The organism is Microbispora sp. NPDC046933, from assembly GCF_040644635.1.
Lineage (GTDB): Bacteria > Actinomycetota > Actinomycetes > Streptosporangiales > Streptosporangiaceae > Microbispora.
Genome location: NZ_JBEYWW010000009.1, coordinates 238,257 through 255,238, shown reverse-complemented (window position 1 = coordinate 255,238; position 16,982 = coordinate 238,257). Strand labels below are relative to the sequence as shown.

Below are 16,982 nucleotides of genomic sequence, written 5' to 3'. Positions count from 1 at the left end.
CACCCCTCCTCCTTCTCACGCGCCTTCTCGTGCCCCTTCTCGTGCCCCTTCTCGTGCGCAGAGGCGTCTCACTCGCCCGGCTCCCGGAACCGCGGCGCGTCCGGCGGAGGGCCGGAGGATTCCTGGATCAGCGCGTCCAGCGTCGTGTCGTCGGCGATGGCGTGCTCGGCCTCGGCCGTGTCCTCCAGCGCGGTGATGTGCTCCGGTGGCCGCGCCTTCCTTTCCGCCTCGTCCCGGTCCCGTACGGCCCCCTCGATGGCCTCCAGCATCTCCCGCCGGCTGTAGGAGCCCTCGGGGATCTCGTTCAGGAGGGCGAGGGTCTCGGCCGGCACGTGGATGTCCGCGGCGGCGGCGGAGTAGAGCTCGCGGCGCGTCACGCGGAGGCGGTCGTGAAAGACCTCGTCCACGACCTGGCGCAGCCGCTCCGTTTCCGCAGGGTCAGGCATGCCCTTCTCCTTCCGGTCTCTCCTTACCCCCCGCGGTGCGGATCCCACGCCCGGGCGCGATCGGGTCGGGCCCATCGGCCGCGAAGCGTTCACGTACGGGCCGGAGCCGATCAATATGGCGGGAGAAACCGGATTCCGATCACGGGAGGCCCGCATGTCCGACGCGCTGCTTCGCGATCCCTATCCCCTTTATGCGAAGGCCCGCGACACTCCCGGGCTGACCTTCCTTCCCGAGATGGACGCCTGGCTGGTCGCCAGGGACGCCGACGTGCGCGAGGTGCTACGCAGACCGGAGGTCTTCTCCTCGGCCAACGCGCTGCGCGGCGACTTCGTCCCCGAACCGTCCGTGCTCGCCGAACTCGCCAAGGGCGTCGGCGGCGCGCCCGTCGTGGTCACCTCCGACGGGGAGGCGCACCAGCGCTACCGGACCCCGCTCGTCCGGGGACTGTCACCCGCCCGGGTCGCCTCGGTCGTGCCGTTCATCCGGGAACGCGCCGAGTCACTCGTGGACGCCTTCGCCTCGGCGGGCCGGATCGAACTGGTCGGCGCGTACGCCAGGAGGCTGCCCGGGGAGGTGATCGGGCGTCTGCTGGGCCTCGATCCCGAGCACGTGCCGCTGGCCGTGGAGACGAGCTACCGCGCCGAGGAGCTGTTCTTCCTCCCCGTCGGGGAGGAGGGGCGGATCGCCGCGGCCCGCGAGGTCGTCGCCCTGCAGCATCTGCTCGACGAGTACGCGCGAAACCGGCGGGAGGACCCCCGCGACGACCTGTGCACCGAGATGGTCCGGGCGCTCGCGCCGGGCACCGGGCCGCTGACGCGGGAGCAGCGGGCGGAGCTGGTGTCGAACCTGCAGAACCTGCTGATCGCCGGTCACCTCACCACGACGGCCCTGATCTGCACCGCGGTGCTGCGTCTGCTGCGGCATCCCGAGCAGTGGGAGCTGCTGTGCGCCCGGCCCGAGCTGATCCCCGACGCGGTCGAGGAGGCCGCCCGGCACGACGCCCCCGTCCAGGCGTTCCGCCGCGTCACCACCCGGCCGGTGACGATCGCCGGCACCGACCTGCCGGAAGGCGCCACCGTCCTGGTCGCGTACGGCTCCGCCAACAGGGACGAGGCCAGGCACGACCGGCCCGGCGACTTCGACGTCACCCGGCGCGCCCGGCGCCATCTCGCCTTCGGGCACGGCGTGCACTCCTGCCCGGGGGCGCAGCTCGCCCGCGAACAGGTGCGGATCACGCTGGAGACCCTGACCCGGCGGCTGCCCGGGCTGCGGCTCGCGGCGGACCGGCCGGTCGTCATGGCCCCCACGCTCATCCACAGGGGCCCGGAGGCCCTGTGGCTCACCTGGTGAGGCTCCTCAGGCGAGCCAGTCCAGCCACTCGCCGTGCGGCCCGGCCATCGCGAGCGGCTCCCCGTCGAGCGCGGGCAGGAACGCCAGCCGCCCTTCCGGCAGCTCGGCCGTCAGCTTCTGAAGCAACGAGGGCAGCCGCGGCGAGCCCTCATTGGAGATCCACCGCACCGGGAGGCTGCGTACGAGTGCCACGAACCGCTCCCGCGCCTCGGGGTCCAGATAAGGCATGACCGCGCTGTGGAAGACGACGACCGTCGCCCTGGCGGGCGCGGCGGCGACGAGATCGGGCAGGGCGGCCGCGGCGTCCCCGCGCACCAGGCGCGGCGGGTCCTGCCTCGCCATCCGCACCGCCCCGCGCAGCCGCGCCAGCCGGTCCTCCTGCTCCGGCCACACCAGGCACTCCAGCCAGCGCACGGCCTCGTCGTCGCGTACGTCGATCGGGTCGAGATCCAGCCCGGCCCGCCACACGACCTCGGGGAGGCTCCCCGGCACCGGCGCCTTCCCGTTGGTCCGGCAGGTGAGCAGGACCGGGCTTTCGGCCGGTCCGATCTCGGGCCCGTCGTCGTAGCGGTAGCGGTAGCGGTCCGGGTAGAGGCACAGCCCCGCCGACGCCCCCACCTCCACCAGGGCCAGCGGCTGCGGCAGCGCCGCCAGCACGGGCAGCAGGCTCGCGCACCGGCCCGCCTCGTTCGTCTGCGTCCGCCGGGCGAGCATCGTCTCCCGCACCTCGGCCCAGTGGCGCACGGCCCACTCCCGGAAGCCGCCGAACTCGTCGTACGGCCCGCCCAGGAACCGGACCGCCGCCAGCAGCAGGTTCGGCTGCCGCTTCGGCTCCGGCAGGCCGTCGATCAGTTCGAGCAGCCCCGGGTCGGCGGCGATCCCGAGGGCCAGCGCCTCGTAGGCCGGGCTGTGCCCCCTGACCTCGCGCTCCGCGAAATACCGGTACCACTCCGCCGTCTCCACGCCCGCCTCCTGAGGAACGCCGAAGACTCCATCAAATCAGCCCGAAGCCGACCGGCGACGGCGCGGAGACGGCGGACAGGCATCAGGGCGGAGAGCCCACCGTTCGGTGAAGAGCCGGTTGCCGGGCGGGTCGCCGGGAAGCGGCCGTGTATGGACGGCGCGCAGGCCGTCCAGCGCGATCGCGATGAGCCGGTCGTGCGCGTTCGCCGCCTCCGCGATCAGGTCGTCGCGGCCCTGCACGCGGAGCTGATCGAGCACGGGCGAGGTGCCGAGCTGCTCGATCAGGAGAGAGACGTCGACAGGGGTGACGTCAGGTCTCAGGACGCCGGCCTCGTGGGCCCTGGCCACGAGCGCGGCGAGCAACTCCTCACCGCGGGCGTACTTGGCCCACATCTCCTCCGTCACCTCGATGCTCCCGGCGACGGGCCCGAGCGATCCCTGACGGAACTCGACGCAGGACCTGATGAAGCCGGCCAGCCCGGCCCACGGGTCGTCGTCGGCGAGGCCCCGCTCCGCGGCCTCGTTCGTCTCGTCGAGGGAGAGCGTGGCGAGCCGCTGGAAGAGCTCCTCCTTGGTCCGGTAGCGACGGTAGAGGCTGCCGATCCCCACCCCGGCCCGTGCCGCGATCGCCGCCACCGACGCGTGGGCGCCGTCCACGGCCAGCACCTCGCGCGCCGCCCGGAGCAGGGCGCGGTCGTTCCGCTCCGCCTCCGCCTGCCGGGGGGCGCGCCGCCTACCGTCCGTCATGGCCCTCGATTGTAGCCCCGTTGCGGAGCGAAACGCTCCGTTATATGGTCCCACCAAACGGAGCATTTCGCTCCGATTGGTGAGAGGGGGCGCGTCATGCGCGCGGTGGTGATGGAGCGGTTCGGCGGGCCTGAGGTTCTCCGGTTCGAGGAGGTCGACGACCCGGTGCCGGGGCCCGGCCAGGTGCTCGTGGCGGTCGAGTACGCCGGCATCACGTTCGTCGAGACGCAGGTACGGGCCGGGCGCGGGCCGGGGGCCATGCGACGGCCGTCCCTGCCCCGGATTCCGGGCAACGGCGTCGGCGGGCGAGTCGTCGCGGTGGGCCCGCAAGCCGATCCCGGCCTCGACGGGGCAACCGTGGTGACCACGACCGGCGGCACCGGCGGCTACGCCGAGCTCGCCGTCGCCGACGCCGGCGACGCCGTACCGGTCCCCGCCGGTGTGTCACTGCGTGACGCGGTCGCGTTGCTCGCCGACGGTCGTACGGCGGTCTTGCTGCACCGGTCGGCGGAGGTGAAGGCGGGCGAGTGGGTGCTCGTCGAGGCCGCTGGGGGCGGGGTCGGCACCCTACTGGTGCAACTCGCGACCGAATCGGGCGCCAAGGTGATCGGAGCGGCCCGCGGCACGGCCAAGGGCGAGCTCGTGACCTCACTCGGCGCGGTCGCCTACGTCGACTACTCCCGGCCGGGCTGGGAGCGCGACGTGATCGAGGCCACCGGAGGCACGGGCGTCGACCTCGTCTTCGACGGGGTCGGCGGGCGGATCGGCGCGCAGGCCCTCGCAGCCGTACGGCCGGGCGGCCGGGTGAGCGTCTACGGCATGGCGAGCGGCTCCTTCACCGAGCCCGGCGAGCGAGTGACGCTCGTCCCCTCAGGCGGCGTACCGAGCGCGGCCGAGATCCGGGCGCTGACGGAGGAAGCACTCGCCCACGCGGCGGCCGGCCGGCTGCGTCCGATCGTCGGTCAGACCTACCCGCTCGCCCGGGCCGACGAGGCGCATCGAGCCATCGAGGCCCGGGAGACGATCGGGAAGACGCTGCTGATCCCATGACGAGCCGTGAGAGAGCGAGGCTCGTGCCGGTGACCGTCACCCTGCTGACCGGCGCGATCGCCGCTCTGCTCGACACCACGATCGTCGCGGTCGCGCTCGACGGGCTGCGCCGCGAGCTGGGGGCGGCCGTGACGGTGATCCAGTGGGTCACCACGGCGTACGTGCTGGCGATGGCCGCGGTGATCCCGCTCGTGGGGTGGTCGGCCGCCCGGTTCGGCGTCCGTGCCATGTGGCTGACGTCGCTCGGCCTGTTCCTGCTCGGCTCCGTGCTGTGCGGAGCGGCCTGGTCGGCCGGCTCCCTGATCGCCTTCCGCGCGCTCCAAGGGCTGGGTGGCGGCATGATCCTCCCGTTGACGCAGCTCGCGATGGCCCGCGCCGCGGGGCCGGATCGCCTGGGACGTGCGATGGGCGTCGTCGGTCTGGTCGGCCAGCTGGCTCCCGTCTCGGGACCGCTGCTGGGCGGTCTGCTGATCGACGGCCCGGGCTGGCGGTGGATCTTCTTCGTCAATGTTCCGATCGTGCTCGCGTCGACGGCGATGGCCCTGCGGTGGTTCCCCTCGGACGGCGAACGCTCCGACCGGCCGCTCGACCGCGTCGGGCTCGCCCTGCTCCCGGCAGCCGTGGTCGCCCTCCTCTACGCTCTGTCCGGCCTCGACGGCGGCTCCGGCGCGTCCATCCAGGCCGACACGGTGACAGGTGCCGCCGTAGGCGGAGTGCTGCTGGCCGCGTTCATCCTGCACTCCGCCCGCAGGGGCGGGGCGAGCCTCATCGACCTGCGGCTGTTCGCCGACCACTCCTTCAGAGGCAGTGCACTGATGATGTTCGTCCTCGGCGTCACGACCTGGGGGCCGATGTTCCTGCTGCCGCTGTACTACCAGCGGGTTCGCGGACTGTCCGCGTTCGACGCCGGGCTCGTGCTCGCCCCGCAGAGCGTCGGGCTCGCCCTGGCCTTCCTGCTGGCCGGACGGTACGCCGACCGCCTGCCGCCCCGCCCGCTCGTACTCGCGGGGATGGCCGTCGCCGTCGCGGGCACCGTGCCCTTCGCCTTCGCCGGCGCGGACACCGGCACGACGCTGCTGGGTGCGGCGCTCCTCGTCCGGGGCATCGGCTTCGGCGTCGGCAGCCTGCCGGTCGCCGTCGCCCTCTACAAAACCCTGCGCCCGGCCGACATCCCGGGTGCGACCAGCGCGGGGAACGTCATCCAGCGAGTCGGGGCGGGCACAGGCACGGCGTTGATGGCCGTCGTCCTCCAGGCGAGCGGCTTCGCCCCGGCCCTGACCTGGATGCTCGCGCTCACCGCTGTAGGGCTGGCGGCGGCGGTGTTCCTACCCGGCCGTACGCGGTCGCGCTCCGCGCCGCTGGACGAGCCGTCCGCGACGCACGCCGCCCGCCCGTGACCACCCGCAAGGAGAAGAGGGACCGACGGCGGAACCCGGCCTCTCAGGCCGGCCGGTCCCAGGCCCACAGGCGCTCGCCGTCCTCGACGCGATCGGTGGGCAGCAGGCCGATCCGGCCGGCCACCGTCATGGACGCGTGGTGATCGGGATGGATGTGGGCCTCGATCCGGGCGACGCCGCGCGCACGCAGCCACCCGGCCAGGGCGGTCGCCGCCTCCGAGGCATACCCCCGGCCCTGCCAGGCGGTCCCCACCACCCACGCGACCTCGGCCCGCCGCCCCTCGTCCACCACGGTCGCCTGGACGTAGCCGACCGCCCGCCCGTCGGCGTCGCGGCGGGTGACCCAGTTGAGCCACTCCTGCCGCCCGTCGGGGGATCGGCGGGCTTCGAGCGCGGCGTATCGGGCGCGTAGCTCCGGCGGGGTGGGCGGGGCGCCGCCGATGAAGGCGTACAGCTCCTCCCCCGCCAGCACCTCCGCCATCTCGTCCGCGTCCTGCGCGGTCAGCGGCCACAGCGTGAGCCGCCCCGCCGCGATGCTCCCTGTCGAGACGTCCACGTGCATCAGTCTCCCCGAACGGCCGCGCGGGCGCTAAGCGGCCTTCGGCGGTTCGGGAGGAAGGCGGACGGCCCACACCGGATAGAGACGCCCGCACAACCGGTTGACGGCCACGAGCACACCGCTCGTGGTGATCACGGCCGCCATCAGGACGAGCAACTGGCTGGGCGTGCGCAGCAACCCGAGCGCGACGATGAGTGTCGTCGCGCCACCGGGCGGATGCCACACGTCGCCGAGCAGCATGCCGGCCGAGGCCAGGAGCAGAGCGACCGCGACAGCGGCGACCCTGCGCCCGTCGGGGTGGGAGAGGTTGGCCCCGGCACGGGTGAGCCCGGTGACCGTCAGCGCCGTGTACCCGGCCGTCGCGCTCACCAGGTGTCCCAGGACGGTGTTCCGGGGGCTCGCGGTGGGGGCGGAGGCGGCGGTCAACGCCAGGAAGATGGTCGGTCCCAGGGAGGGGAAGACGAACGGCTGGCCGGTCAGGCACGCGATCACGGCGGGGACGGCAATGCACAGGGCGGCTTGGACCGCCGTGCCGACCGCCTGCCGGGCGGCCTTCCGTCGCGGCGGTACGACGCGCGGCGGCGGCATGGTCACCGTGCGACACCGCGACCGGCGCGTACGCCGGCGGACGCGCCACGTGACCGATAGACGATGTACGGACGCACGAGGTAGCCCAGGGGAGCCGCGAAGGCGTGCACCAGGCGGCTGAACGGCCAGAGCGCGAACAGCAGCATCCCGGCCGCGGTGTGGAACTGGAACACGAACGGCGCGTGCGCCATGGCGGACACGTCGGGGTCCAGCACGAACAGCGTGCGGAACCACACCGAGACCCCGAGGCGGTAGTCGTAGGAGCCGGTGGTCGACCCGACCAGGGTCGTCCACAGCCCGGCCAGCAGGACGGTCACCAGCACCGGGTAGAGCAGGCGGTCGCCGCGGCTGGTGGTCCGGCGCACAGCGGGCACCCGCAACCGCCGCCACAGCAGGATCGCCAGCCCCGCGACGGCGGCCAGACCGGCCGCGCCGCCGACCACCAGCGCGTTCTCCCGATAGACGGACTCGGGCAGCCGCAGCGCGTTCGTCACGCTCTCGGGCACCAGCATCCCGATCACATGGCCGGCGACGACGAACAGCAGCCCGAAGTGGAAGATCGGGCCCCCGACGCTCAGCAGACGGCTCTCGTGCAACTGGCTGGAGCGGGTCGTCAGCCCGAAACGGTCGTAGCGATAGCGCCAGATCGATCCCGCCACGAACAGGACCAGCACCAGGTAGGGCAGGACTCCCCACAGGGCGATCTGCAGATGTCTCACCGGTGGCCTCCTCGCGGTCCGGCGGAGTAGGCGTCCAATCCCGCGTCCAATCCCGTGTCCAATCCCGCGCCCGGACCCGCGTCCAATCCCACGTGCTCGACCGGCGGATCGGCCTCGGCGGTCGTCTCCCCGGCCCGGCGGCGCCGCGCGGGCGCCGCCTCCGGCAGGGTGGTCAGCACCGCCTCCACCACGTCGGCATAGGGGCTGCCGAAGTCGTCCAGGGCCGACCTCAGCCGGCGCAGACCCGGGACGTGCTCCCGGAGGAGCGACTCTCCGGGCTCGGGGCAGCGGGCGGAGAACTCGAGCATGACGGGCAGGAAGTCCGGGAGCTCGGTGTCGTCGGGCCGCCAGCCGGCGGCTCGGTACACGGATTTGACCCGGGCGAGCGACATGCCCCTCCGGCGGGTGTCGCCGTCGGCGTAGTAGGTCATGTAAAGGGTGCGGCGGCGGCTGCGATCGAACGTCGCCACGTAGTCGGCGGCGAACCGGATCGGGTCGGCCCCGGCGGCACCCGCGCAGAACCTGCCCAGTGCCGTGGCCGCCTGACGGGGCAGCGCGCCAAGCGTTTGCTCCACCAGCGACAGCCGCGACGGCCAGTCGTCGCCGGGGTAGACGAGCAGCAGGGAGGCCGCCTGGCGTACGGCGGGCCGCGTCACCGCCCGCCCTCCGTACGCGGCGGGAACAGACCCGCGGGCAGCCCCTTGCCGTCCCAGTTCAGCAGGTTGATCCGCCCGCGCAGCCGGTCGTCGCCCTCGGCGCGCGGCGGAGCGTGGAAGGCGGCGGCCCCGGCGCCCGTCTCCAGCATGCCGGGCCCGCCGGGCGTCTCCAGGCCGCACCCGTGGGCGGCGTCGTCACCGCCGGTCCTGGCGGCGTACGCCGTGGGGATGACGTACCGCTCGTCGTACTTGGCCAGCGCCAGCAGGCGGTACATCCGCTCGATCTCGGCCGGTTCCATGTCCACCCGCGCCGCGATGCCGGGGTCCGCGTCCTCGCCGAGGTTGAGCCTGCGCATGTGCGCCCGCATCGCCGCCAGCCTGCGCAGCGCCGCCTCCACCGGCGCGATGTCGCCCGCCGTGAACAGCCCGGCCAGATAACCGAGCGGAATGCGCAGGGACTCGATCGCGCCGAACAGGTTCCCCACGTCCTCGCCGTCGTGACCGGTGCCGGCCAGCGCGTCCACGATCGGCGACAGCGGCGGCACGTACCAGACCATCGGCATGGTCCGGTATTCCGGGTGCAGCGGCAGCGCGACGCGATACCGGGAGATGAGCGAGTACACCGGCGACCTGCGTGCCGCCTCCACCCACTCGTGCGGGATGCCGGACGCCTCGGCGGCCGAGGCGACGGCCGGGTCTCCGGGGTCGAGGAAGCAGCCGAGCTGGGCGGGGTAGAGATCCTCCTCACGCGGCACCGAGGCGGCCTCGCCCACCCTGTCGGCGTCGTAGAGGATGACACCGAGGTAGCGCAGCCGGCCGACGCACGTCTCCGAGCACACCGTCGGTTCCCCGGCCTCCACCCGCGGGTAGCACAACGTGCACTTCTCGGCCTTGCCGGTCTGGTGGTTGAAGTACACCTTCTTGTACGGACACCCGGTCACGCACATGCGCCAGCCCCGGCACCGGTCCTGGTCGACCAGCACGATGCCGTCCTCCACCCGCTTGTACAGAGCGCCGGACGGGCAGGCGGCGACGCACGACGGATTGAGGCAGTGCTCGCAGATGCGCGGCAGATAGAACATGAAGGACTCTTCGTACTGCAACCGCACATCGTCGCTGATCTTCCGCAGCACCGGGTCGCCCGCCAGGTGCCCGGGCCCGCCGCCCAGGTCGTCGTCCCAGTTCGGACCCCAGGTGACGGCCATCGGCCGCCCGTCCACCAGCGAGCGGGGCGGGGCGGTGGGCACGTCCTCACCGAGCGGCGCGCTGGTCAGGTTGTCGTAGTCGTAGGTCCACGGCTGGTAGTAGTCGTCCAGCAGGGGAAGCTCGGGATTGGCGAACAGGCGGGCCAGCCGCCGGGCCCTGCCCCCGGCCCGGGGCACCAGCCGGCCGTGCGCGAGCCGCCAGCCGCCCTTCCACCTGTCCTGGTCCTCGTAGCCGCGCGGATACCCCTGCCCCGGGCGGGTCTCGACGTTGTTGAACCAGACGTACTCGGTGCCCGCACGGTTGGTCCAGGTCTGCTTGCAGGTCACCGAACACGTGTGGCAACCGATGCACTTGTCCAGATTCATCACCATGGCGATCTGGGCCATCACCCGCATCAGTAGCTCACCTCCTGGGAGCGGCGGCGTACGACGGTCACCGCGTCGCGCTGGTTGCCCGTCGGGCCGTAGTAGTTGGGGGCGAAGCACAGCTGGCCGTACCCGCCGATGAGATGGCTCGGCTTGATCAGCAGCTTCGTCAGCGCGTTGTGCACGCCGCCGCGGCGGCCGGTGGCCTGCGACTTCGGCACGTTCACCAGGCGCTCCTGCACGTGGTACATGAACACGGTGCCCTGGGGGATGCGGTGCGAGACCACCGCGCGGGCGACCACGACGCCGTTGGCGTTGACCGCCTCGATCCAGTCGTTGTCCGCGACCCCGATCGCCTCGGCGTCCTGCACGCTGATCCAGATGACCGGGCCGCCGCGGGCCAGCGTCTGCATCAGCAGGTTCTCCTGGTATTCCGAGTGGATGGACCACTTCGAGTGCGGCGTGAGATAGCGGACGCGGACGGAACGCCCCTCGCCGGGGGCGCCCGGCCCGGACTCGCCCAGCGCCGCCATGTCCAGGGGCGGCCGGTAGATCGGCAGTTGCTCGCCGAGCTCGGCGATCCAGTCGTGATCGAGATAGAAGTGCTGGCGCCCGGTCAGGGTGTGCCACGGCTTGCCGTGTTCCACGTTGATGGTGAACGGCGCGTATCGGCGGTCCGCGGCCTCCTTGCCCGACCACTCGAAGCTCGTCCCCGCGAACACCGGCCGGTCCTGGGTGTCCGAGAAGACCGTCCTGCGCTCCGCCACCGAGGCGCCCAGCTCCGCCAGCTTCGACGACGTTCCGCAGCGGCGGTCCAGCGCGGCGAAGCCCTCCGCCGCGATGCGCCCGTTCGTGGTGCCCGACAACGCCAGGATGGCTTCGCAGAGCTTGACGTCGGTGTCGAGCAGCGGCCTGCCCGCCGCCGGTCCCGAGTCCGCCCGGCCGCACCGCGCGGCCAGCCAGGCCGCCTCCGGCCCCGCCTTGACGGTGACGCCCTTCACCGTCATGCCCAGCTTCTCCGCCAGCGGGCCGAACGTCCCCAGCTTGTCGGCGATCGCGGTGTAGTCCCGCTCCACCAGGGAGAACGCCGGAAGGTTACGGCCCGGCTCGGCCGGACATCCGGCTTCCCGCCAGTCCGGCACCCGGCCGCCGGGCTGAGCCGTCTCGGCGGGGGTGTCGTGCTGCAAGGCGGTGGCCACCAGGTCGTAGGCGACGTCGAGGCGGCCCGCCGCCAGCTCGCCGAGCTTGCGGGCCAGCCCGTGGAAGATCTCGAAATCGGTGCGCGCCTGCCAGGGCGGGCTGATCGCCGGGGAGAAGGCGTGCACGTACGGATGCAGGTCCGTGCTCGACAGGTCGTGCTTCTCGTACCAGGTCGCCGCCGGGAGCACCAGATCGGCGAACAGCGTGGTCGAGGTCATCCGGAAATCCAGGGCGAGCAGCAGGTCGAGCTTGCCGAGCGGCGCGTCGTCACGCCACGCGACGTCCCGCGGGCGCGCCTCCGGCGGAGCCTCCCGCGCGCTCGCGCCGTCCTGCGCCCCCAGCAGATGGCGCAGGAAATACTCGTTGCCCTTGGCCGACGATCCGATCAGGTTGGCCCGCCACACCGTCAGCACCCGCGGCCAGTTCCCCGGCGCGTCCGGGTCCTCGCACGCGAAACCCAGCCGGCCGGCCGCGACCTCGTCGGCCACCCATCTGGCGGGATCGCGGCCGCTCGCCCTGGCCTGCTCGCCCAGCGTCAGCGGGTTGACGGAGAAGGTCGGATACGACGGCATCCAGCCCAGCCGGGCCGACTGCGCGAGCAGGTCGACGGTGTGCCTGCCGGCGAACAGCCCGGGGCCCGCGGCGCTCGACAGCGCCGCGGCCGAGAAGCTCTCGTACCGCCACTGGCAGGTGTGCAGATACCAGTACGGCGTGCCGGCCATCTGCCGGGACGGCCGCACCCAGTCGGCGGCCGTCGCGAGCTGCTGCCAGCCCGTGAACGGCCTGACCTTCTCCTGCCCGACGTAGTGCGCCCAGCCGCCGCCGTTGACTCCCTGGCAGCCGGTCAGCAGCAGCAGCGAGAGGAAGGACCGGTAGATCGTGTCGGAATGGAACCAGTGGTTGGTCCCCGCCCCCATCACGATCATCGCCCTGCCGCCGGTCTTCTCCGCCGTCGTGGCGAACTCCCTGGCGATGCGGGCCACCTGCCCGGCGGGCACCGAAGTGATCTGCTCCTGCCAGGCGGGCGTACACGGGAGGGACGGGTCGTCGTAGCCCGTCGGCCACCGCCCGGGCAGCCCCGGCCGGGCCACCCCGTACTGCGCGAGCAGCAGGTCGAACACGGTGGTCACCACCCGCCCGGCCACCCGCCGGACCGGCACCCCGCGCCGGACCACACCCGACGGGTCGTCGAAGCGCGGCAACACCACCTCGACGCTCTCGACGCTCTCGACGCCCTCACCACCCTCACCGCCCTCGCCGTACAGGCTGAGCAGCGGGTCGACGTCGCCGAGGTCCAGGGTCCACCGCCCGGCGCGGTCCTCGTCCCACCGGTCGCCGAGGGTCCCGCCGGGGACGACGGGAACGTCCCGCCGCGCGTCCACGAGCACCGGCCGCCACGCGGCGCCCTCGTCGGCGCCGAGCCCGGCGTCCGCCGCGGTGACGAACTTGCCCTGCACGTAGCCGCCGTCCTCGTGCTCCTGCAACGTCACCAGGAACGGCAGATCGGTGAAGCGCTTGACGTAGTCGGCGAAGTACGGCACCTGCCTGCGGACGAAGCACTCCGTGAGGATCACGTGCCCCATCGCCATGGCCACCGCGGCGTCGGTCCCCGGATGGGGATGCAGCCACTCGTCGGCGAACTTGGTGGCGTCGGAGTAGTCCGGCGAGACGACGATCACCTTCTGCCCGCGATACCTCGCCTCGGCCATCCAGTGCGCGTCCGGCGTACGCGTCACCGGGACGTTGGACCCCCACAGCAGCAGGTAGGCCGCGTCCCACCAGTCGGCCGACTCCGGCACGTCCGTCTGGTCGCCGAACACCTGGGGCGACGCGATGGGCAGGTCGGCGTACCAGTCGTAGAACGACAGCATCGGGGCCCCGATGAGCGACATGAAACGCGCGCCCACGGCGTGCGACGCCATCGACATCGCCGGAATCGGGGAGAAACCGGCGACCCGGTCCGGCCCGTAGGTCCTGATCGTGTGGACGTGGGCCGCGGCCGCGATCTCCAGCGCCTCCTCCCATCCGATCCGTACCAGGCCCCCCTTGCCGCGGGCCGCCTGGTATCGCCGCCGCTTCGCGGGATCGGTGGTGATCTCCTCCCACGCCGCCACGGGATCCCCCAGCCGCGCCCTGGCCTCGCGGTACATCTCCACGAGCACTCCCCGGGCGTGCGGGTACCGCACGCGGGTGGGCGAGTAGGTGTACCAGGAGAACGCGGCTCCGCGCGGGCAGCCCCGCGGCTCGTACTCCGGCCGGTCGGGGCCCACGCTCGGGTAGTCGGTCTGCTGCGTCTCCCACGTGATCAGGCCGTCCTTGACGTACACCTTCCACGAGCACGACCCGGTGCAGTTCACCCCATGTGTCGAGCGCACGACTCTGTCGTGCGCCCACCGCTCCCGGTAGGGAGCGTCGTTGACGCCCTGATCGGTCCGGTACAGAGCCCGCAGGTCCGGCGTCGTCTCCGCCCGGTGCAGCAGCCTGCCCGCCTGCAGGAGCCGCTCCGCGGCGGTCGCCGCCGCCTGCTCCACGGCCCCCCGATATCTACGGTTGAACATGTCACGACCTCCCTGCGGCCGGCGGCCTTCGGAGATTCGAGTAAGACGATCGCCCCGATCATCCGGCGATTACTCGCGCCGAGAGGCGTTTTTATCACGGACGCTCTCCGCATGGAATATCCCGGCGTGGCCACACATTTCCATGCCATCCGAAATCACGGGCGAACGGGATGCCGAAAAAATGCGGGGAGGTAATCCGGTGTGAAATTCACCACTTCCGAGGCGGGTCGGCGCGGCCGGCTTTGACAGCCGCTCACAGTGCGTAGTGTCCGCAGGCCCGGCGCCAGACGCGCGTCACGATTGCACAAGGCAAACTCGCGCACCTCAGGCGCCCATCGGTGAACATCCAATGAATTACGACGGTGACCGGGAGTCGCCACGACAAAAAGGTCACGGTCGGCAACGATCTTATGAGGACTTTACCGGGAGAGGCCTCTCCGCGTTTTGAGGAGTTACGCGGACCGGGTCGCCCGAGGTGGTCACGGCGTCCATTTCCAGATCATGGGACTGGGCCGGGCCGGCGGCACGTGCTGTGGGCGCCGGATAAACCGATCGATTCCCGGCGGGCACGCGGACATCATGGCGGGCATGAAGCACCGCAAGGGTTCCGGCCGCCAGGTCGGCCTCGCCGTGCGCGGTGACGCCGATGCTGATGGTGAGGGCGATGAAGGCCGCCTCGCCGGGTCAGCCGCCGCTCCCGTCCCCTGGCACGTCCGGGGTCGGCGGCGTCGTGACGAAGTGCTGGATGTCACGGATGATCGTGGCGGGGGTGTAGCCGTGCGCGCTGGCCCAGCCGAGTGCCGCGAGAGCCACCGCGACCAGGATGAGGAAGGACATGCACCCTCCCCGGCGGGGCGGCCGGAAGTCGCTGAACCTCTGGTTGACCCCTCGCTGGTGTTCCTGCTGGGCCTGCCTCGCTGCCCGTTGACCCGGATCCGGAAACACGCACGCCCTCCCATGCCCTGCCGCATCGCCGGATTCAGGATGGGGATGGGCACCGCACGCCGACAAGGCGGCCGGGTCACTCAGTGACCCGCGGGCAGCGCTTCCTGCGGAAGGCCGGTCGCGCGGAGTTCGGCCTCCAGGTCCGCCGCCTGCCGTACCAGGGCGGCGCGCAGGGCGGGGGCGGCCAGCGAGCCGGTGCGCCCGGCGATCCCGAGGATGCCGGTGACGGCTCCTCCAGGGCCGCGGAGCACCGCTGCGAGGCAACTCCAGCCGAGCCGCGTCTGCTCGTCTTCCCGCGCGACGCCGGTGTCGCGGGCCTCGGCGAGCAAGGACCGCATCCGGCGCGGGTCGGTGACAGAGTACGGCGTGAGCCGCCGCCATCCGGCGGACAGGATCCGGGCGGCCCGCTCGGGTTGATGCGCGATCTCCAGGCGACATCCGGCGACGAGGACGACGCTGGAGCCGATCAACTCCGCCGTCGGCCACCTGGCGCGGATCGCTGCGTGGTGCTCCCGTCCGCAGGTGGCTCCGGTAAGGGTGAGCGCCCCGCCGTGCACGGTACTCAACCAGGCGATTCCGCCGGGCGCCCGCTGGCGCAGGTCTGCGAGGACGGGCTGCGCCGCGAGCGCTGCCGGATGCCGCGCCAGGGCATGCAGCCCGTACCGCGCCAGCGTGCCGCCCGGCACATACCCGTCGTCGGCCCGGTTCAGTAGCCCGCGCGACACGAGGCTGGCGGCGATCCGCCGTACCGTCGGTTTGGGAATGCCCGTCCGCCGGGTCAGCTCCGCCAGCGGCAGGGGTCCGCTTGCGGAGGCGACCGCGTCCAGGATCGCAGCGACCCGCCCCACCACGGTTCCGTCATCAACCACGCCCGCCACCAGACAAGAAGCAGCTGAATACCCTGCAAGCGAGAACACTCGGCGCGACCACACCCTGATGGGAAGTATATGGACCCAAGCCCCGATGACCAGTCGCCGCTGCTCACGATCCTTCAGCAGGCGGGTGAAAGGGGCAGCGGGGCCGAGCTCAGCTTGCCCTTGGCCAGGCGGGCTTGCCTGCCGGCGATCGCGCCGTTCTCAGTACAGTGGCGGGGTGTCGGGTGAGCAGGTGAGCGCGCGGGTGGACATCTGGATCTGGTCAGTACGGCTGACCAGGACTCGTTCGATCGCGTCCGACGCCTGCCGGGGCGGTCACGTCCGCGTCAACGGTGTGCGGGTCAAGCCCGCACACGTCGTCCGGGTCGGTGACGAGGTCCGTCTGCGGCACGAGGGGCGCGAACGCATTGTGGTCGTCTCCCGCATCATCACCAAGCGCGTCGGCGCCCCCGTGGCCGCCGAGTGCTACGTCGACAAGAGCCCTCCGCCTCCTCCACGCGAGGAGGCCGTGACGGTGGCCGTCCGGGCTCGTGGCGCGGGGCGTCCCACAAAACGCGAGCGCCGCAGTATCGACAGGCTGCTCGGGCGCCCGGTGGTGGAGGGGCGGGACCGTCGGGCACGCCCGGAGTGAACGGCCATGCCGCATCGAACTGGATGCGGAGTTCTTGGGTGATCGGCGACAACCCCACCACCGGCATAGCCGGTGGACGAGCCGCGGGCCTCCGCACGATCTGGATCGGCGGTGGAGCCGGCCGAGTGCCGGCCATCATCATGAGCGGTTGTGACGGCAAGCTGACGACAGAATGATGGCAGACCGTCAGCATGAGCACCGCTTCTCTCCGGTAGACGGTTTGTGATTGCCGGGGAAACTGATGGCAGTTGAGTGGCCCAAGCCTCATGCTGGTCCCTATGGACGTTGACTTGCCTGAATGGGATCTACTGCAGCGCTTCATCGATAATCCCGGACTCAGCGATGCGGGCAAGCTCGCACTCGAACACGTACTTCATCTGCTTGAGGACACGCTCGGTCCCTCCTGGGTTCGACGGCAGTATCGGAAGCGTGGGCGGTTACCTGCGGAAATGATGTTGTTTGCGTCTCACCGTGCCGCCCTCCCGCAGTTTCTGATGCTAGGGCTGCGGCTTCGCGCTGCCGCAGGTGAGCCCACGTTCCAAATGGAACCGTCACGTTCCGGGGGGTCCCACGCGAACGTGACATCGCCCACCGCCTTCGTCATGCGGTTAGAGTGAAGGCCCTCCAAAGCCTCGGACCAACTCCAACGTGGCTCCGACTCGACGCGCTTGACGGTTTGTTTCAGTTCACAGACTGGGCGCGTACGGCAGGATCCGAGCGAGTGGC

General features: G+C 71.9%; 16 protein-coding genes. 5 read left to right on the top strand and 11 right to left on the bottom strand.

Going from position 1 to position 16,982, the window contains the following annotated elements; translation table 11 throughout:
- Positions 1-68: 68 nt before the first annotated feature.
- Complete coding sequence (locus tag ABZ857_RS15135) at positions 69-446, bottom strand: hypothetical protein (protein WP_357043114.1); 378 nt, start codon at positions 444-446, stop codon at positions 69-71.
- Between the two features lie 154 nt (positions 447-600).
- Between ABZ857_RS15135 and ABZ857_RS15130 the strand changes: the two genes are divergently transcribed.
- Complete coding sequence (locus ABZ857_RS15130; protein WP_357043112.1) at positions 601-1,797, top strand: cytochrome P450; 1,197 nt, start codon at positions 601-603, stop codon at positions 1,795-1,797.
- A 6-nt stretch (positions 1,798-1,803) separates the two neighbouring features.
- On the opposite strand, the gene ABZ857_RS15125 is transcribed toward ABZ857_RS15130, so the two are convergent.
- Positions 1,804-2,760, bottom strand: coding sequence for a DUF2332 domain-containing protein (locus ABZ857_RS15125; protein ID WP_357043110.1), 957 nt, complete (start codon positions 2,758-2,760; stop codon positions 1,804-1,806).
- A gap of 36 nt (positions 2,761-2,796) precedes the next feature.
- Positions 2,797-3,507: a TetR/AcrR family transcriptional regulator gene (locus ABZ857_RS15120; protein WP_357043108.1), complete on the bottom strand. Its 711-nt coding sequence runs from the start codon at positions 3,505-3,507 to the stop codon at positions 2,797-2,799.
- 96 nt (positions 3,508-3,603) lie between these two features.
- On the opposite strand from ABZ857_RS15120, the gene ABZ857_RS15115 reads away from it, so the two are divergent.
- Together ABZ857_RS15115 and ABZ857_RS15110 are read left to right on the top strand one after the other, a co-directional pair.
- Positions 3,604-4,557, top strand: a complete 954-nt coding sequence (locus ABZ857_RS15115; RefSeq protein ID WP_357043106.1) for a zinc-binding dehydrogenase — start codon at positions 3,604-3,606, stop codon at positions 4,555-4,557.
- A 29-nt stretch (positions 4,558-4,586) separates the two neighbouring features.
- The gene (locus ABZ857_RS15110; protein WP_357043104.1) at positions 4,587-5,954 is read left to right on the top strand and encodes an MDR family MFS transporter; all 1,368 of its coding nucleotides are present in this window, start codon (positions 4,587-4,589) and stop codon (positions 5,952-5,954) included.
- Positions 5,955-5,997: 43 nt separating this feature from the next.
- Here ABZ857_RS15110 and ABZ857_RS15105 read toward each other — a convergent pair whose 3' ends face one another.
- The 8 genes from ABZ857_RS15105 to ABZ857_RS15070 all read right to left on the bottom strand — a co-directional run bounded on the left by ABZ857_RS15105 (position 5,998) and on the right by ABZ857_RS15070 (position 15,619).
- Positions 5,998-6,510 (bottom strand): GNAT family N-acetyltransferase, encoded by a 513-nt coding sequence (locus ABZ857_RS15105; protein ID WP_357043102.1) that lies wholly within the window; start codon positions 6,508-6,510, stop codon positions 5,998-6,000.
- A gap of 33 nt (positions 6,511-6,543) precedes the next feature.
- Positions 6,544-7,101 (bottom strand): HPP family protein, encoded by a 558-nt coding sequence (locus ABZ857_RS15100; RefSeq protein WP_357043155.1) that lies wholly within the window; start codon positions 7,099-7,101, stop codon positions 6,544-6,546.
- Positions 7,102-7,103: 2 nt separating this feature from the next.
- Complete coding sequence (gene narI, locus ABZ857_RS15095) at positions 7,104-7,820, bottom strand: respiratory nitrate reductase subunit gamma (RefSeq protein ID WP_357043100.1); 717 nt, start codon at positions 7,818-7,820, stop codon at positions 7,104-7,106.
- Complete coding sequence (gene narJ, locus ABZ857_RS15090) at positions 7,817-8,476, bottom strand: nitrate reductase molybdenum cofactor assembly chaperone (protein WP_357043098.1); 660 nt, start codon at positions 8,474-8,476, stop codon at positions 7,817-7,819. Before narJ ends, narI begins: the two co-directional genes overlap by 4 nt.
- On the bottom strand, positions 8,473-10,077 hold the full coding sequence (narH, locus tag ABZ857_RS15085) for a nitrate reductase subunit beta (RefSeq protein WP_357043096.1): 1,605 nt from the start codon (positions 10,075-10,077) through the stop codon (positions 8,473-8,475). Before narH ends, narJ begins: the two co-directional genes overlap by 4 nt.
- Positions 10,077-13,805 (bottom strand): nitrate reductase subunit alpha, encoded by a 3,729-nt coding sequence (locus ABZ857_RS15080; protein WP_357043094.1) that lies wholly within the window; start codon positions 13,803-13,805, stop codon positions 10,077-10,079. Before ABZ857_RS15080 ends, narH begins: the two co-directional genes overlap by 1 nt.
- Before the next feature lie 684 nt (positions 13,806-14,489).
- Positions 14,490-14,642, bottom strand: coding sequence for a hypothetical protein (locus ABZ857_RS15075; protein ID WP_357043092.1), 153 nt, complete (start codon positions 14,640-14,642; stop codon positions 14,490-14,492).
- Between the two features lie 188 nt (positions 14,643-14,830).
- Positions 14,831-15,619, bottom strand: a complete 789-nt coding sequence (locus ABZ857_RS15070) for a helix-turn-helix domain-containing protein (RefSeq protein ID WP_357043090.1) — start codon at positions 15,617-15,619, stop codon at positions 14,831-14,833.
- A 223-nt stretch (positions 15,620-15,842) separates the two neighbouring features.
- Here ABZ857_RS15070 and ABZ857_RS15065 point away from each other — a divergent pair, with 223 nt between their 5' ends.
- Complete coding sequence (locus ABZ857_RS15065; protein ID WP_357043088.1) at positions 15,843-16,256, top strand: RNA-binding S4 domain-containing protein; 414 nt, start codon at positions 15,843-15,845, stop codon at positions 16,254-16,256.
- 23 nt (positions 16,257-16,279) lie between these two features.
- Entirely contained in the window at positions 16,280-16,432 is a 153-nt protein-coding gene (locus ABZ857_RS15060; RefSeq protein WP_357043153.1) for an HAD hydrolase-like protein, read from the top strand.
- Positions 16,433-16,982: the final 550 nt, after the last annotated feature.

Bases quoted from the DNA above. Each gene is read 5' to 3' on its own strand.
- ABZ857_RS15135 (WP_357043114.1), bottom strand. From the start codon at position 446: ATGCCTGACCCTGCGGAAACGGAGCGGCTGCGCCAGGTCGTGGACGAG.
- ABZ857_RS15130 (WP_357043112.1), top strand. From the start codon at position 601: ATGTCCGACGCGCTGCTTCGCGATCCCTATCCCCTTTATGCGAAGGCC.
- ABZ857_RS15120 (WP_357043108.1), bottom strand. From the start codon at position 3,507: ATGACGGACGGTAGGCGGCGCGCCCCCCGGCAGGCGGAGGCGGAGCGG.
- ABZ857_RS15115 (WP_357043106.1), top strand. From the start codon at position 3,604: ATGCGCGCGGTGGTGATGGAGCGGTTCGGCGGGCCTGAGGTTCTCCGG.
- ABZ857_RS15100 (WP_357043155.1), bottom strand. From the start codon at position 7,101: ATGCCGCCGCCGCGCGTCGTACCGCCGCGACGGAAGGCCGCCCGGCAG.
- narH (WP_357043096.1), bottom strand. From the start codon at position 10,077: ATGCGGGTGATGGCCCAGATCGCCATGGTGATGAATCTGGACAAGTGC.
- ABZ857_RS15080 (WP_357043094.1), bottom strand. From the start codon at position 13,805: ATGTTCAACCGTAGATATCGGGGGGCCGTGGAGCAGGCGGCGGCGACC.
- ABZ857_RS15075 (WP_357043092.1), bottom strand. From the start codon at position 14,642: ATGTCCTTCCTCATCCTGGTCGCGGTGGCTCTCGCGGCACTCGGCTGG.
- ABZ857_RS15060 (WP_357043153.1), top strand. From the start codon at position 16,280: ATGCGGAGTTCTTGGGTGATCGGCGACAACCCCACCACCGGCATAGCC.